Here is a 13,098-nt window from a genome sequence, read left to right on the forward strand (position 1 = left end):
AATCCGCGGTTTGCCCGTAACCAATCGGACGGAACGGAGTGGTGGTGCCCGGTCGTGTCGAGATCGATAACGTCGCACCCGTAATTTCCTGCGGCGCGTACCCCGCCAAAGCGGTGGTCGGAGAGATGGTCCCCGTGAGTGCCGCGGTGTGGCGAGAAGGCCACGACGCGGTCGCGGCAACCCTGGTGGTCCGCTACCTGGGGCCGCGCTACCCGCAGGTCAACGAGACGCGCCGCGTTACGGCGGTGCAGGCTCCCGAGAAGCCACTGCCCGCGGTGGACGCCGAACCGCGCGAGCGGGTCAAACCGCTGCAGCTGCCGATGACGATGGGCCTCGAGCCCTTCGTGTTCCATGGTCAGTTCACGCCCGATCGGGTGGGGCTGTGGACCTATCGCGTGGACGGCTGGGGTGATCCGATCGACACCTGGCGGCACGGACTGTTGGCCAAGCTGGACGCCGGCCAGGGCGAGAAGGAGCTGTCCAACGACTTGCTGGTGGGCGCCGGTTTGCTCGAGCGCGCCGCCACCGGGGTGCCACGCTCCGCGCGCGAGCCGCTGCTGGCCGCCGCGGCGGCGCTGCGTGCTCCGGGAGATCCGGTGACACGCACCGCGCTGGCGCTGGCGCCCGACATCGAGGAGATCCTCGGCACCTATCCGCTGCGGGAGATCGTCACCCGCGGCGAGCAGCACGGCATCTGGGTGGACCGGCCGCTGGCCCGCTTCGGCTCCTGGTACGAGATGTTTCCGCGCTCAACCGGCGGCTGGGACGCCGACGGAAAGCCGGTGCACGGCACGTTCGCGACGGCAGCCGCGGACCTTCCGCGCATCGCCGAGATGGGCTTCGACGTCGTGTATCTGCCGCCGATCCACCCGATCGGCAAGGTACACCGCAAGGGGCGCAACAACTCCCCCACCGCCGCTCCCGGCGATGTGGGTTCGCCGTGGGCGATTGGTAGCGACGAGGGCGGCCACGATGCGATCCACCCGGAGCTCGGCACGATCGAGGACTTCGACAACTTCGTCGCCGCGGCCCGCGACCTGGGCATGGAAGTCGCCCTGGACCTGGCGCTGCAGTGCGCCCCCGATCACCCGTGGGCGCGCGAACACCGGAACTGGTTCACCGAGTTGCCGGACGGCACCATCGCTTACGCGGAGAACCCGCCGAAAAAGTACCAGGACATCTACCCGATCAACTTCGACAACGATCCCGCCGGGCTCTACGACGAAGTTCTGCGCGTGGTCCGGCACTGGGTTGACCACGGCATCAAGTTCTTCCGGGTGGACAATCCGCACACCAAGCCGCCGGACTTCTGGGCCTGGCTGATCGGTCAGGTCAAAGACGCCGATCCCGACGTGCTGTTCCTGTCCGAGGCGTTTACCCCCCCGGCCCGCCAGTACGGCCTGGCCAAGCTTGGGTTCACCCAGTCCTACAGCTACTTCACCTGGCGCACCGCCAAATGGGAACTCACCGAATTCGGCAACGACATCGCGGATCTCGCGGACTTCCGGCGGCCGAATCTGTTCGTGAACACGCCCGACATCCTGCACGCGATATTGCAGCACAACGGCCCGGGCATGTTCGCCATCCGCGCGGTACTGGCCGCGACCATGAGTCCGGCCTGGGGTGTCTATTCCGGCTACGAGCTGTTCGAGCACCGCGCGGTACGCGAGGGCAGCGAGGAATACCTCGACTCGGAGAAGTACGAACTGCGGCCCCGCGACTACGAGGCGGCGCGCGCCGAGGGTCGGTCACTGGAACCATTTCTGAAGCAGCTCAACGCGATTCGCCGGGTCCATCCCGCGCTCGAGCAGCTGCGCACCATCTACTTCCACGCGGTCGACAATGACGCGTTGCTGGCCTACAGCAAGTTCGACCCGGCCACCGGGGACTGCGTGCTGGTGGTAGTGACCCTCAACGCATTCGGGCCCGAGGAGGGCACGCTGTGGTTAGACATGGCGGCATTGGGTATGGAGGCCTATGAGCGGTTTTGGGTACGCGACGAGATAACCGGCCAGGAATTCCAGTGGGGGCAGTCTAATTACATTCGCATCGACCCCGGGCAGGCGGTCGCCCACATCATCAATATGCCGATCATCCCGCAGGAGTCTCGAAACACGTTGCTGCGCAGGAGGTAAGAGGGCCCGGAAGGGGATACCAGCATGAGCCGAACCGAAAGCCGAACCGATACGAACCTGGCGCCCGACCCGGGCGACTTGGGCCGGCTGGTGAGCGGCACCCACCACAACCCGCACAGCATCCTGGGCGCTCACGAGTACGGCGACCACACCGTGATCCGGGCCTTCCGCCCGCATGCGCAGGAAGTTGTCGCGCTGGTCGGTGACGACGAGTTCGCGATGGAGCACGTCGACGCCGGATTGTTCGCCGTGGCGTTGCCGTTCACCAATCTGATCGACTACCGGCTGAAGATTGACTACGGCTCCGGCGCGCACGTGACGGCCGACGCGTACCGGTTCCTGCCCACGTTGGGCGAGGTTGACCTGCACCTTTTCTCCGAAGGTCGCCACGAGCGACTCTGGGAAGTCCTCGGTGCCCACCCGCGCTCCTTCACCACGGCCGATGGCGTCGTCGACGGCGTGTCGTTCGCGGTGTGGGCGCCAAACGCCAAGGGCATCAGCCTGATTGGCGAGTTCAACGGCTGGACCGGTACTGAGGCTCCGATGCGGGTGCTGGGCTCCACCGGGGTCTGGGAGCTGTTCTGGCCCGGGTTCGCGCCGGACGGCCTGTACAAGTTCCGGGTGCACGGCGCCGACGGCGTCGTCACCGAGCGGGCCGACCCGTTCGCTTTCGCCACCGAGGTGCCGCCGCATACCGCGTCGCGAGTGACGACGAGCACGTTCACCTGGACCGACGCGGACTGGATGACGCAGCGCGCCCAGCGCAATCCGGTGTTCGAACCGATGAGCACCTACGAGGTACACCTCGGCTCGTGGCGGCCCGGACTCAGCTACCGCCAACTCGCCACCGAGCTGACGGATTACGTTGTGGAGCATGGCTTCACCCACGTAGAGCTGCTGCCGGTGGCCGAGCACCCCTTCGCCGGATCGTGGGGATATCAGGTCACGTCGTACTACGCGCCGACATCGAGATTCGGCACCCCCGACGATTTCCGGGCGCTCGTCGACGCCCTGCACCAGGCCGGCATCGGCGTGATCGTGGACTGGGTTCCGGCGCACTTCCCCAAGGACGCGTGGGCGTTGGGCCGCTTCGACGGCACTGCGCTCTACGAGCACTCCGACCCCAAGCGCGGTGAGCAACTCGATTGGGGCACCTACGTTTTCGACTTCGGCCGGCGCGAGGTACGCAACTTCTTGGTCGCCAACGCGCTCTATTGGCTCGAGGAATACCACATCGACGGCCTGCGAGTGGACGCGGTGGCGTCGATGCTCTACCTGGACTACTCGCGGCCCGAGGGCGGCTGGACACCCAACATATACGGCGGACGAGAAAACCTCGAAGCGGTGCAGTTCCTGCAGGAGATGAACGCGACGGCGCACAAGGCCGCGCCGGGGATCGTCACGATCGCCGAGGAGTCGACGTCGTGGCCCGGCGTAACACGGCCGACCAACCTTGGCGGGCTGGGCTTTTCGATGAAGTGGAACATGGGCTGGATGCACGACACGCTGGACTACATCAGCCGCGACCCGATCCACCGCAGCTTCCACCACCACGAGATGACCTTCTCGATGCTGTATGCGTTCAGCGAGAACTACGTGCTGCCGCTCAGCCACGACGAGGTGGTGCACGGGAAGGGCACGCTGTGGGGCCGCATGCCCGGCAACAACCACGTCAAGGCCGCCGGGCTGCGTAGCCTGCTCGCCTACCAGTGGGCTCATCCCGGTAAGCAGTTGTTGTTCATGGGACAGGAATTCGGCCAGCGCGCCGAGTGGTCCGAACAAAACGGCTTGGACTGGTGGCAGCTCGACGAGCAGGGCTTCTCCAACGGCATACTGCGTTTCGTGCGCGACATCAACGCCATCTACCGTGACCACTCGGCGCTGTGGAGCCGCGACACCACACCCGAGGGTTACTCCTGGATCGACGCCAACGATTCCGGCAACAACGTTTTGAGCTTCCTGCGCTACGGCAACGACGGCTCGGTCATGGCGTGCGTGTTCAATTTCGCGGGCGCCGAGCACAGCGGCTATCGACTCGGTCTGCCCAGCGCCGGTCGCTGGCGCGAGGTGCTCAACACCGACGCGACGGACTACAACGGTTCCGGCATCGGCAATCTCGGCGGAGTCGACGCCACCGAGGACCCGTGGCATGGCCGTCCCGCCTCGGCGCAGCTGGTGTTGCCGCCCACGTCGGCGCTGTGGCTGGCACCGGAGTAATCCCCCGCGCGGTGTGGAGACGGAAGAACAAGTACGCCACCGCGGCGCCGATTGCGGTGACAAGCACGGCTTGGCAAGAACAGTTCGACGAGCTGTGGCGCCTGCTGGTGCCGCAGGGCGGTGCCGCCGCGAGCCAACAGGGCGAGGCGATTCGCCTGGCGGGCAAGCTTTCACGCGAGATCCTGGATAACGGCGCTATCAATTGGGACGCAGATTTCTGCGCTATGGCCGACCACCTGGCGCAGTTGCTGACCGGTGGGCGCCCGGTGGCCGATCAGAGCGAACTGAACACATTGAGAGACACCGTACGAAGCGGCGGGGGCGGAAGGGCCGAGTTATACCGAGTCGCCGAGCTGGCGGTCTCTTGGGTGCTCGCCAACCCGATCCCCGTGCCTGCGGCCCCGGCCCCCTACCGCAACTGAGGTTTGCTCTAGTACAGCGCGTTGGCGAGGTTTCGACGGCCGGCGATGACCTCAGGGTCGGCGGGATCGAAGAGTTCGAACAACTCGATCAGCCGGGTTCGGACCCGAGTGCGCTCATCGCCAGAAGTGCTGCGCACCAACGCCGTCAATCGCTCGAATGCCGCTGTCACGTCCTGGTTGAGGATCTGCACATCGGCGGCCGCGAAGGCCGCCTCGATGTTGCCCGGCGCGCCGTCCGCGACGGTCACCGCATCCGGACGTTGTGCGGTTGCGCGCGTGAGGAAGTCGATCTGGCGGATCGCGCCCTTGGCCTCGACGCTGTCCGGATTGGTGTCCAGCAACGCCTGGTAGGACTGTTTGGCCGCCTCGAAATCACCGGCTTCCAGCTGCTGGCGCGCCAGGGCCAGGGCCGGGTCGACCTCGGCGTCGTCCTCGGAACCGGTTGCGCCCTTGAGCTTTCCGGCCGTCGCCGACAGCAGTTGGTCCAGCCAGCGGCGCAACTGATCGGCGGGCTGCGAACCCTGGAAGCTGGACAGCGGCTGGCCGGCCGCCAGGGCCACGACGGTGGGAACGGCTTCCACACCGAAGATCTGGGCCACCCGTGGCGCCACATCGACGTTGACCGTCGCCAGCGCCCATTTGCCGCCGTCCTGGGCGGCCAGACCGGACAGCGTGTCGACCAGCTCGACGCATGCCTCGCTGCGCGGCGACCACAAAGCGACCACCACGGGCACCTCGTCGGAGCGGATCAGCACCTCGGCTTCGAAATTGGCCTCGTTGACCTCGGTGGTCCCCGGCCCCGCAGGCGTCGGCCGGCCCGCGGCACCGGCGGCTGACGGGGTCTGCTGAGCACGTTGCTTCAGACCGGACAGGTCGACCGCACCGGCAAGCGCGGGCCCGATCGATGATCTCGGACGCGTCACGCCGTCAAGTCTGTCATGCGCGCCGACCATCAATCCACCCGGTTGCGCAGGGGCTCCCGCACGGGCGGATTCGACCGAAAACCGGCCCCGCCAAGGCACCTGGTCGTCTCATGAGAGCAACATCACAACGCGCACCGCAGCCGGTCTTCCAGCAACGCTGACCGCTGGTCAGTCCGGGGTTAGCCGGCCCGCAGAATCAGTGCGTCGCCCTGGCCCCCGGCGCCGCACAGCGCCGCGACGCCGTAACCCGAACCGCGCCGCGCCAGCTCCAAGGCGACATGCAGCGTGATCCGGGCGCCTGACATGCCGATCGGATGTCCCACCGCGATCGCACCGCCGTTGACGTTGACGATCTCGGGGTCGATCCCGAGTTCGCGTGTTGATGCCAGTGCCACCGCCGAGAACGCCTCGTTGATCTCCACCACATCGAGCTGGTCAACCGTGATGCCCTCGCGGCCGAGTGCCTTTTTGATCGCATTGGCGGGCTGGGACTGCAGCGTCGAATCGGGCCCTGCCACGACTCCGTGAGCGCCGATCTCCGCCAGCCACGACAGGCCCATCTCCTGCGCCTTGTCCTTGCTCATCACCACGACCGCCGCGGCCCCGTCCGAGATCTGCGACGCCGAGCCGGCGGTGATGGTGCCGTCGCTGCGGAAGGCCGGTTTCAGGCCGGCCAACGACTCGGCCGTGGTGTTTGCCCGGATGCCCTCGTCCTCGGCGAACTGCAACGGATCGCCTTTGCGCTGCGGGATGTTCACCGGCACCACCTCGTCGGTGAAGACGCCGTCCTTCCACGCCGCGGCGGCTTTTTGATGCGACCGCGCAGCGAACTCGTCCTGCTCGGCGCGGGTGAACTTGTCGACGTCGTTGCGCTGCTCGGTCAGCGCGCCCATCGGCTGGTCGGTGAACACGTCGTGCAAGCCGTCGTAGGCCATGTGGTCGAGCACGGTCACGTCGCCGTACTTGTAGCCCGCGCGGCTGTCCATCAGCAGGTGTGGGGCCTTGGTCATGGACTCCTGGCCACCGGCCACCACGACGTCGAACTCCCCGGCCCGGATCAGCTGATCGGCCAGCGCAATGGCGTCGATTCCGGACAGGCACATCTTGTTGATGCTCAGTGCCGGGACGTCCCAGCCGATGCCGGCGGCCACCGCGGCCTGACGGGCGGGCATCTGGCCCGCGCCTGCGGTCAGCACCTGGCCCATGATCACGTACTGCACCGCGGAGGCGGGCACATTGGCCTTCTCCAGCGCACCGGCGATCGCGATCGCACCCAAATCGCTGGCCGAGAAATCCTTCAGCGAACCCATCAACTTGCCGATCGGGGTCCGTGCTCCAGCAACGATCACCGATGTCGTCATAACTACCTCCTAGCGACGCATGGACGGCCCATTCGGCCTCCCGGAGAAGCGCAATCTTTGCCGCCAGGTTACCGTTATGTGATGACGACCGATCAAGTTGACGCCCGTCAGATCCTGGCCACCTCATTGGTGACTGCGATCGATCACGTCGGCATCGCAGTCGACGACCTGGATGCGGCCATCGCCTGGTACCACGACACCCTCGGCATGGTGTTGGTGCACGAGGAAGTCAACGAGGACCAGGGAATCCGCGAAGCCATGATCGCCGTCCAGGACGGCGAACCCGGCACGGCGCAGATCCAGTTGATGGCCCCGATCGACGAGTCCTCGACGATCGCCAAATTCCTGGACAAGCGCGGCCCGGGCATCCAGCAGATGGCGGTGCGAGTCAGCGATTTGGACGCGCTCTGCGAACACCTGCAGTCCCAGGGCGTCCGACTGGTCTACGAGGCCCCACGTCGCGGCACAGCGAACTCGCGGATCAACTTCATCCACCCCAAGGACGCCGGCGGCGTCTTGATGGAGTTGGTCGAGCCGGCTTCCTAGCCGCTCTCTAGCCGCCCTGTCGTTTCACGACCATTTTCTGGTTGGGCCGCGGTTTGCTCTGTTCGTCCAGCACGGCGTGTGCCAGTGCCGACGCTCGTCCACCCCGCCCAGTGGTGAGTCCGTCGGCCATACCACCAGATGTGCTGTGCCGGAGCGGATTTCGTGATCGCAGCCGGGGCATCGGTAGGTCTTGAGTGCACGCGCGGCGGCAATCGGACGTACCTCGTAGTCGTCACCGCCGGGCCCGATTTCCACTCGCCGCAGCGCCGGCGACAGCGAAGGCAGCTGTTGCCGGCGGGGCGGGGTGCGGCGCCGAGCCATACCGACCAGTCTAATCGGGCAAGTCAGAACAGCCGGTACTCGTCGCTGTCCATTCCGCGCATCTTGTCGTAATCCAGTGTAAGACAACGTATTCCGCGGTCGGTGGCTAAAGTTCGGGCCTGAGGCTTAATCTGCTGCGCCGCGAACACGCCCTGGACCGGAGCCAGCACGGTATCGCGATTCAGCAGTTCGAGGTAGCGGGTGAGCTGCTCCACGCCGTCGATCTCGCCGCGCCGTTTGATCTCCACGGCCACCGAGCCACCGTGGGCGTCCCGGCACAACAGATCGACGGGGCCGATCGCCGTCATGTATTCGCGGCGCACCAACGTATATCCCTCACCCAGCAGCTGGACGTGTTCGGCGAGCAGCGCCTGCAGATGCGCCTCGACACCATCCTTGACCAGCCCGGGGTCGACGCCCAGATCGTGGCTGGAGTCGTGCTCGACCTCCTCGACGGTAATGCGCAGCTGTTCGCCCGTCTTGTTCTGCACCACCCACACCGGCGTCTCGCCGACGACCTCTTCGGTCAACCAGCACGGCGGACTCATCCAATTCAGCGGCTTGTAGGCGCGGTCGTCGGCGTGCACGCTGACCGACCCATCGGCCTTGAAGAGCAACAACCGACGCGCCGACGGCAGATGCGCCGTGAGCCGGCCAACGTAGTCGACGGTGCACTGGGCGATCACTAGACGCACCCGACTCACCTTAGAGCGTCGTTGACGAATTAGGCTGACGCCACCATGTCGGCGAACAAGAGCATGGCGCAACGCTTGGGACGGGTGCTCGAAAGGGTCACCCGTCAGAGCGGCCGGTTACAGGAGACGCCCGCCTACGGTTCGTTGCTGCTCGGACGGGTGAGCGAGAGCCAGGCCCGCCGGCGGGTGCGCATTCAGCTCATCCTGACCATCTTCATCCTGATCACGAATCTGATCGGGATCGGCGTGGCTGTGCTGCTTTTGGGCGTCGCGTTGCCGTCGCCCAGCATCTTCACGGACGCGCCGGCGTGGATCACCTGGGCCGTCGCACCCGGATACGTCGCCGTCGCGCTGGCGCTCGGCACCTTCTGGATCACCCACCGGACGACGGCCGCCCTGCGGTGGGCGATCGAGGAGCGCGCGCCCACCCTCGACGACGAACGCAACACCTTCCTGGCCCCGTTCTGGCTGGCGATCGGGGTGTTGGTGTTGTGGGGCGTCGGGACCGCGTTGCTGACCACGCTCTACGGGCTGGCCAATAAGCTGTTCATCCCGATCGTGGGCTTCTCGGTGAGCTTCTGCGGCATCTTGGTGGCCACCGCGTGCTATTTGTTCACCGAGTTCGCCTTGCGACCGGTGGCCGCCCAAGCGCTGGAGGCCGGCCGCGTACCGCAGCGGCTGGCGCCGGGCATCATGGGCCGCACACTGACGGTCTGGCTGCTCAGTTCCGGCGTGCCGGTGCTCGGCATCGCGCTGATCGCGTTCTTCGCGCTGGTGCTGCACAATCTGACCGAGACCCAACTCAGCGTCGCGGTGCTGATCGTCGCGATCGCGACGCTGATCTTCGGCTTCATCCTGATGTGGATCCTGTCCTGGCTGACGGCGACACCGGTGCGGGTGGTGCGCGCGGCCCTCAAGCGAGTGGAGCAGGGCGATCTGCGGGGCGACCTGGTGGTGTTCGACGGCACCGAACTCGGCGAGTTGCAACGCGGTTTCAACGCGATGGTCGACGGCCTGCGCGAGCGCGAGCGAGTACGTGATCTCTTCGGCCGGCACGTCGGTCGAGAAGTCGCCCTGGCCGCCGAGCGCGACAGACCGAAACTCGGCGGCGAAGAGCGCCACGTCGCGGTCGTGTTCATCGACATCGTCGGCTCCACGCAATTGGTGACCAGTCAGCGCCCGACCGAGGTCGTCAATGTGCTCAACCGCTTCTTCGCGATCGTCGTCGAGGAAGTCGACCGGCACCACGGATTGGTCAACAAGTTCGAAGGCGACGCATCGCTGGCCATCTTTGGCGCCCCGAATCACCTCGACTGTCCCGAGGACGAGGCGCTGGCCGCGGCACGCGCGATCTGCAATCGGCTGGCGCACGAAATGAGTGAGCTCGAGGCCGGGATCGGCGTCGCGGCCGGCCAGGTCGTCGCGGGCAACGTCGGCGCCAAGGAACGCTTCGAATACACCGTGATCGGCGAACCGGTCAACGAGGCGGCCCGGCTGTGCGAGCTGGCCAAGTCACACCCGGGTCGACTGTTGGCGACCGCGGACACCGTCCGGGGTGCGAGCGAAAGCGAAGGTGCCCGTTGGTGTTTGGGTGAGACTGTGACACTGCGTGGACACGATCACCCCACCCGGCTGGCCTCGCCCGAACGCGGCGAATAGCGGGGTCGTTCAGTGGACACCCTCGTCAATGTGCTTCGCTTGCTTCGGCTTCCGGCGCCCTACGAGGCCGACACGGCACGCACCGCGTACGCACCGCAAGCGTTCGGACTGGTGCTGCGCCATGAATGGTTCGTCGATCCGGGCACCGTGCGCGGCAATGTCTTCGACCGCTAGGACAGACTGCGGATCCGCACGGGCACCGTGGCCCTGACCAACGACGTCACCAGTAGCAGGGCAAGGATCAGCAGCGTTCCCACAAACCAGACGGTGGACCGCCAGCTGCCCACGCTGTAGACCAGCCCGCCCGCCGCCCCGGCCACCGACCCGCCCAGGTAGTAGCTGAACAGGTACAGCGCGGACGCCTCGGCGCGATCGCGGCGTGCCACGGACCCCACCCAGCCGCTGGCCACCGCGTGCGCGGCGAAGAACCCGCCGGTGAACACGCCGGTCCCGACGACGACCACCGGCAGCGCGTTCGGCAGTGTCATCAGCAGCCCCGCCGCGGTGATTGGCAGGGCGCATCCCAGCACGAGCAAGCGCCCCCGGCGGTCGGCGAGCCGTCCCGCCACGACCGACGTCCAGGTGCCCACCAGGTACAGCAGGAACAGCAGGCCCACCACCGACGGCTGCAACCCGAACGGCGCGGCGGCAAGCCGGTAGCCGAGGTAGTTGTACACGGTGACGAATCCGCCCATCAGCGTGAACGCCAGGACAAAAAGCTTCAGCAACAACGGGTTTCGCAGATGCGTCAGCAGACTCTGGGTGGTCGCGCGGATGCTCACCGGCTTCGGGGCGAAGAACTGGGACTTCGGCACCAGCAGGGCGAATATTACCGTCGCGGCCAACGTCATCACCGAACACACCAATAGCGCGACCCGCCAGCTGCTGACCTCGAGCACCAGCGCCGGGATGATCCGTCCCGCGCAGCCACCAATCGTCGTCCCGGCGATGTAGCGCCCCATCGCCGATCCCAGCGACGACGCGTGCACCTCCTCGGCGAGAAACGCCATCGCGACCGCCGGAATCCCGGCGAGCGCGACGCCTTGGGCCGCCCGCCCGACCAGCAGCACACCGAGCGTGGGGCTGAACGGCAGCAGCAAGCCGATCACGCTGGAGGCGACCCCCGAGACCAGCATCACGGTGATTCGCCCATAGCGTTCCGAGAGCACGCTGGCCGGAACGATGGACACGGCCAGCATTCCGGTGGTGAGCGAGACCGTCAGCGCCGACGTGGCCGGGGAGATCCGGTAGTACGCCGACAACGCGGGAAGCAGCGCCTGTGTGCAGTACATGGCGGCGAAACTGGCCAGCCCGGCACCGACCAGCGCCGCGGTGATACGCCGGTATCCGCGGCAGCCGGCTTGGTGCGCACTGGGGGTCGCGGTGAGTTGGGGCATAGACCTGATAGTCCGCCGTGACCCGGCTCAACGGAAATGAATTATTTCCCACATTATGATGCAGATGCGACATAAGTAAAGGCGGCGGTCATGGCCGATGGCGACTACGAGTGGTTCCTCACACTTGCCGAGCTGCAACACGTCACGGCGGCGGCCCAACAACTGCATATCGCGCAGCCGACGTTGACGCGGATGCTGGCGCGCCTGGAACGCCGGCTCGGGGTGGCGCTGTTCGACCGCCACGGCCGCCGACTCTCGCTGAGCACCTACGGCCGCATCTTCTACGAGCACGCGCGACGGGCGCAGTTGGAGCTCGATTCGGCCCGGCGCGAAATCGAGGACCTGAGCAACCCCGCGGCCGGTGAGATCCGGCTCGGCTTCTTGAGTTCGTTCGGCTCGATCGTCGTGCCGCGGTTGATCGCCGGGTTCACCAAGGTGTCGCCGCGTGTGACGTTCACGCTCGAGGAGGGCGCGGCCGAGTCGATCAGTGATCGCGTGTTGGAGGGCTTGATCGACGTTGCGGTGGTATCGCCTCGACCACAGAAGCCAAGCTTGGCCTGGCGCAGCCTGTTGCGTCAGCGCCTCGGCATCGCGGTGCCCCGCGACCATCGGCTCTCGGGCGCGACGGCCGTGTCGATGACGGATCTCGCCGACGAGCCTTTCATCACCATGCATCCGGGATTCGGTATGCGACAGCTACTCGATGAGCTTTGTGCCGCAGCACAATTCCAGCCACGCATCGTCCTGGAGTCGGCGAACCTGACCACCAACGCCGGGCTGGTGGCCGCGGGCCTGGGCATCAGCCTGACACCGATCGACGGCAGCGAGCATGCGCCAGGAGTCTGCGTGCTGCACCTGGCCGACGCGGACGGTTACCGCGACATCGGGATGATCTGGGACTCGTCGCGGCCGTTGTCGCGCGCCGCGCGGGACTTCATCGCATCCGCCGCGAGGGCTTAGCCGCCGGGTCGCCAGAGCTCGACCGTGCTGCGCGCGCCGCCGGGCAGCTCGAGAATCTCGATGGGCGTGTCATCGGGGTCGTGGACGAAGAACATCCGCACCCCACCGATGTCGACGATCGGCTCGGTGCGCACCTCGGGGTGCTGGCGCCGCACGGCCGCGTACGTGGCGTCGAGGTCGGCGACGCGAAAGGAGATGTTGGTGTAGCCACGGTGCGGGCCGGCCGGGCTGGCCGGTACATCGCCGAGAAACAGCAGTTCGACCATCGCTGCACCGATCAGTCCGCCGACCATGCGGCCTTTCTGGGCCGTGCCGCCGGTCACGGCGTCGAGGCCGCCGCCCTCGAGTTCGACATCGAAGACGACGTCGATGCCCAGCACCGCGGTGACAACGCCAGTGACCTGTCCATGTCGGAGACGCCGATGCAGACATGGGAGAAGTTCTCGACGGCAATGGGCCTCG

13 protein-coding genes are annotated in these 13,098 nt (G+C 66.6%); 7 read left to right on the forward strand and 6 right to left on the reverse strand.

Going from position 1 to position 13,098, the window contains the following annotated elements; translation table 11 throughout:
• Positions 1-44 precede the first annotated feature (44 nt).
• Genes MAAFP003_RS19935 through MAAFP003_RS19945 form a run of 3 tightly spaced genes read left to right on the forward strand, consistent with a single transcriptional unit; the run spans position 45 to position 4,774 of the window.
• A complete protein-coding gene (locus MAAFP003_RS19935; protein ID WP_207768558.1) occupies positions 45-2,135 on the forward strand; it encodes an alpha-1,4-glucan--maltose-1-phosphate maltosyltransferase in 2,091 nt (696 codons plus the stop codon).
• 24 nt (positions 2,136-2,159) lie between these two features.
• On the forward strand, positions 2,160-4,352 hold the full coding sequence (gene glgB / locus MAAFP003_RS19940) for a 1,4-alpha-glucan branching protein GlgB (RefSeq protein WP_096289546.1): 2,193 nt from the start codon (positions 2,160-2,162) through the stop codon (positions 4,350-4,352).
• Positions 4,353-4,363: 11 nt separating this feature from the next.
• A complete protein-coding gene (locus tag MAAFP003_RS19945; protein ID WP_096289547.1) occupies positions 4,364-4,774 on the forward strand; it encodes a hypothetical protein in 411 nt (136 codons plus the stop codon).
• 8 nt (positions 4,775-4,782) lie between these two features.
• Here the strand turns inward: MAAFP003_RS19945 and MAAFP003_RS19950 are convergent, their stop codons facing one another.
• Positions 4,783-5,697 carry a thioredoxin family protein gene (locus MAAFP003_RS19950; RefSeq protein WP_096289548.1) on the reverse strand — a complete coding sequence of 305 codons (915 nt, stop codon included), beginning with the start codon at positions 5,695-5,697 and terminating at the stop codon, positions 4,783-4,785.
• 179 nt (positions 5,698-5,876) lie between these two features.
• Entirely contained in the window at positions 5,877-7,058 is a 1,182-nt protein-coding gene (locus tag MAAFP003_RS19955) for an acetyl-CoA C-acetyltransferase (RefSeq protein WP_096289549.1), read from the reverse strand.
• A gap of 78 nt (positions 7,059-7,136) precedes the next feature.
• On the opposite strand from MAAFP003_RS19955, the gene mce reads away from it, so the two are divergent.
• Entirely contained in the window at positions 7,137-7,604 is a 468-nt protein-coding gene (gene mce / locus MAAFP003_RS19960; RefSeq protein WP_096289550.1) for a methylmalonyl-CoA epimerase, read from the forward strand.
• A gap of 24 nt (positions 7,605-7,628) precedes the next feature.
• Here mce and MAAFP003_RS19965 read toward each other — a convergent pair whose 3' ends face one another.
• Together MAAFP003_RS19965 and nucS are read right to left on the reverse strand one after the other, a co-directional pair.
• Positions 7,629-7,925 carry a hypothetical protein gene (locus MAAFP003_RS19965; RefSeq protein ID WP_096289551.1) on the reverse strand — a complete coding sequence of 99 codons (297 nt, stop codon included), beginning with the start codon at positions 7,923-7,925 and terminating at the stop codon, positions 7,629-7,631.
• Positions 7,926-7,948: 23 nt separating this feature from the next.
• Positions 7,949-8,620: an endonuclease NucS gene (gene nucS / locus MAAFP003_RS19970; RefSeq protein WP_096289552.1), complete on the reverse strand. Its 672-nt coding sequence runs from the start codon at positions 8,618-8,620 to the stop codon at positions 7,949-7,951.
• A 45-nt stretch (positions 8,621-8,665) separates the two neighbouring features.
• Between nucS and MAAFP003_RS19975 the strand changes: the two genes are divergently transcribed.
• Both MAAFP003_RS19975 and MAAFP003_RS29255 read left to right on the forward strand, forming a co-directional pair.
• Positions 8,666-10,279, forward strand: a complete 1,614-nt coding sequence (locus MAAFP003_RS19975; protein WP_096289553.1) for an adenylate/guanylate cyclase domain-containing protein — start codon at positions 8,666-8,668, stop codon at positions 10,277-10,279.
• Between the two features lie 30 nt (positions 10,280-10,309).
• The gene (locus MAAFP003_RS29255) at positions 10,310-10,453 is read left to right on the forward strand and encodes a hypothetical protein (protein WP_165796444.1); all 144 of its coding nucleotides are present in this window, start codon (positions 10,310-10,312) and stop codon (positions 10,451-10,453) included.
• On the opposite strand, the gene MAAFP003_RS19980 is transcribed toward MAAFP003_RS29255, so the two are convergent.
• Positions 10,450-11,676: an MFS transporter gene (locus tag MAAFP003_RS19980; protein ID WP_096289554.1), complete on the reverse strand. Its 1,227-nt coding sequence runs from the start codon at positions 11,674-11,676 to the stop codon at positions 10,450-10,452. The two genes, MAAFP003_RS29255 and MAAFP003_RS19980, sit on opposite strands and share 4 nt — an antisense overlap.
• A gap of 90 nt (positions 11,677-11,766) precedes the next feature.
• Here MAAFP003_RS19980 and MAAFP003_RS19985 point away from each other — a divergent pair, with 90 nt between their 5' ends.
• Positions 11,767-12,636, forward strand: coding sequence for a LysR family transcriptional regulator (locus MAAFP003_RS19985; RefSeq protein WP_096289555.1), 870 nt, complete (start codon positions 11,767-11,769; stop codon positions 12,634-12,636).
• Here the strand turns inward: MAAFP003_RS19985 and MAAFP003_RS19990 are convergent.
• Positions 12,633-13,016, reverse strand: coding sequence for a VOC family protein (locus tag MAAFP003_RS19990; RefSeq protein WP_243394132.1), 384 nt, complete (start codon positions 13,014-13,016; stop codon positions 12,633-12,635). The genes MAAFP003_RS19985 and MAAFP003_RS19990 overlap by 4 nt on opposite strands.
• Positions 13,017-13,098 lie beyond the last annotated feature (82 nt).

The organism is Mycobacterium ahvazicum, from assembly GCF_900176255.2.
GTDB lineage: Bacteria > Actinomycetota > Actinomycetes > Mycobacteriales > Mycobacteriaceae > Mycobacterium > Mycobacterium ahvazicum.